Origin of the sequence: Streptomyces sp. E2N166 (genome assembly GCF_003671715.1) — a bacterium.
Classification (GTDB): Bacteria; Actinomycetota; Actinomycetes; order Streptomycetales; family Streptomycetaceae; genus Streptomyces; species Streptomyces thinghirensis.
The window spans coordinates 823,346-825,248 of sequence record NZ_RAIF01000006.1 but is presented as its reverse complement, the minus strand read 5'-3'; the positions used below and the strand labels follow the sequence as shown (position 1 = coordinate 825,248).

Annotated in this window: 1 protein-coding gene; it reads left to right on the top strand. The window is 74.8% G+C overall.

Annotation, left to right across the window (positions count from 1 at the left end; translation table 11 throughout):
* Window positions 1-140: 140 nt before the first annotated feature.
* Window positions 141-1,903: endo-beta-N-acetylglucosaminidase (locus EBH09_RS04240; protein WP_238697216.1), on the top strand; the 1,763-nt coding region annotated here is incomplete at its 3' end.

The following is a 1,903-nucleotide window of genomic DNA, read 5'->3' as shown; positions in this document are numbered from 1 at the left end:
GCCACCGTCCTCGACACGCGTGCCGCCGACACCGCGCACCTCGCGGCACGCGGCATCACCGAGGTCGTCACCCCCGACCAGGTACTCCCCACCCCGCACGGGCCCATCGGATGACCGGTTCGCCAAGGAGGCACCCGCTCGTGACCCCCACCCGACGCACCGTCCTGCTCGCCGGAGCCGCGGCCGCCCTGTGGCCCGCGCTGCCCGCGCACGCCGCCCCGACAGGCCCCGGGAGGGCCGACACGGCGCTCCAGCCGTACGCCTCCTACTGGTTCCCCGACTCGCTGCCCTCCGGCACGCCCGGCGACGGGATCACCTGGCGCAGTCTCAAGGCGTGGCGCGCGGCCGACGACCCCGACCTCGCCTTCAACAGCGCCTCCGTACCGCTCGCCGGACGCTTCACCCCGACGCCCGCCAACACCACGGCCCGCGCCGGGCAGGCCCGCGTCCAGTCCCTGGTCTCCTTCGGACCCACCGCGAGCAACCCCTCGCAGGGCTCCGCCACCGCCGACTACTACGCCCTCACGCACTGGGCCTACGTCGACGAACTCGTCTTCTGGGGCGGCTCCTCGGGCGAGGGGCTGATCCTCGCCCCGAACGCGCCGGTCGTCGACGCCGCGCACCGGCACGGCGTACCCGTCCTCGGCAACGTCTTCCTGCCGCCCGCCGCCTACGGCGGACAGCTGGGCTGGACCCGCGACCTCGTACAGAAGGACGCCGCCGGGCGCCACCCGCTCGCCGCGCGACTGGTCGCAGTCGCCGAGGCGTACGGCTTCGACGGCTGGTTCGTCAACGCCGAGACCGGCGGAGGCGACGCCGCGCTCGGCGCGGACATGAGGGGCTTCCTGCGCGAGCTGAAGTACCTCGCCGCGGCCAAGGGACAGCGCGTGACCTGGTACGACTCGATGACCGTGGACGGGGCGGTGAGCTGGCAGGGGGCGCTCAACGACCGGAACGAGGCGTTCTTCGAGGCCGCCGACGACATGTTCGTGGACTTCCGCTGGACGGCCGGCCGCCTGGTCACCTCCGGGGAGCGGGCCGAGCGGCTGGGCCGCAGCCGCTACGAACTCTGGGCCGGCGTGGACGTGGAGAGCAACGGCTGGAACACGTCCGAGAACTGGGACGCGATCGTGCCGCGCGACGCCGCGCACATCACGTCGATCGGCCTGTACCGGCCCGAGTGGACCCGCAACCACCTGCCCGAGGACCGCCGGACGCCGGGGGACTTCCACGCCGCCGACGACCGCTTCTGGACGGGCGCGTCGCTCGACCCGTCCCGCCCGGACGGCGGGGACGGCGCGGACGGCTGGCGGGCGCCCGCCGTGTCGGTCGCCGACCGGTCGACGGTGACCTCGCTGCCGTTCGCGAGCGCGTTCAACACCGGGCACGGACTGCGGTGGTACGAGGAGGGCACCGTCACCTCCGAGACGCCCTGGAACCACCTCGGCCTCCAGGACCGGCTGCCGTCCCGGCGCTGGGTGGTGCGCACGGAGGGCGAGCGCCCGGCGGTCTCCTTCGACTTCGCGGACGCCTGGCGGGGCGGCAGCAGCGTCCTGGTCGACGGAGGACTCGACCGACCGGCGGTCCTCGACCTGTACGCGACACGGCTGCCGCTGGGTGTCCACACGGTCGTCGAGCTGACGCACCGCACGGACGCGGGCGCCGTGGACGTCGAACTCGCCGTCGCCACCGCCGAAGCCGGCGAACCGGGCGAGGCACCGCCGTACCGCTGGCTTCCCGTGACGGCCGCGCGGACCGTCAAGTCGGCCAACGGCTGGCAGACGGCCACGGTGCCGCTCACCGGCCTGTCCGGCACCCTGCACGCGATAGGCGTGCGGCTCACGGCGTCCGACGGCCCCGTGCGGTGGCGGGCGGGCGGAATCGCCGTCCGCACCGGCGCGGC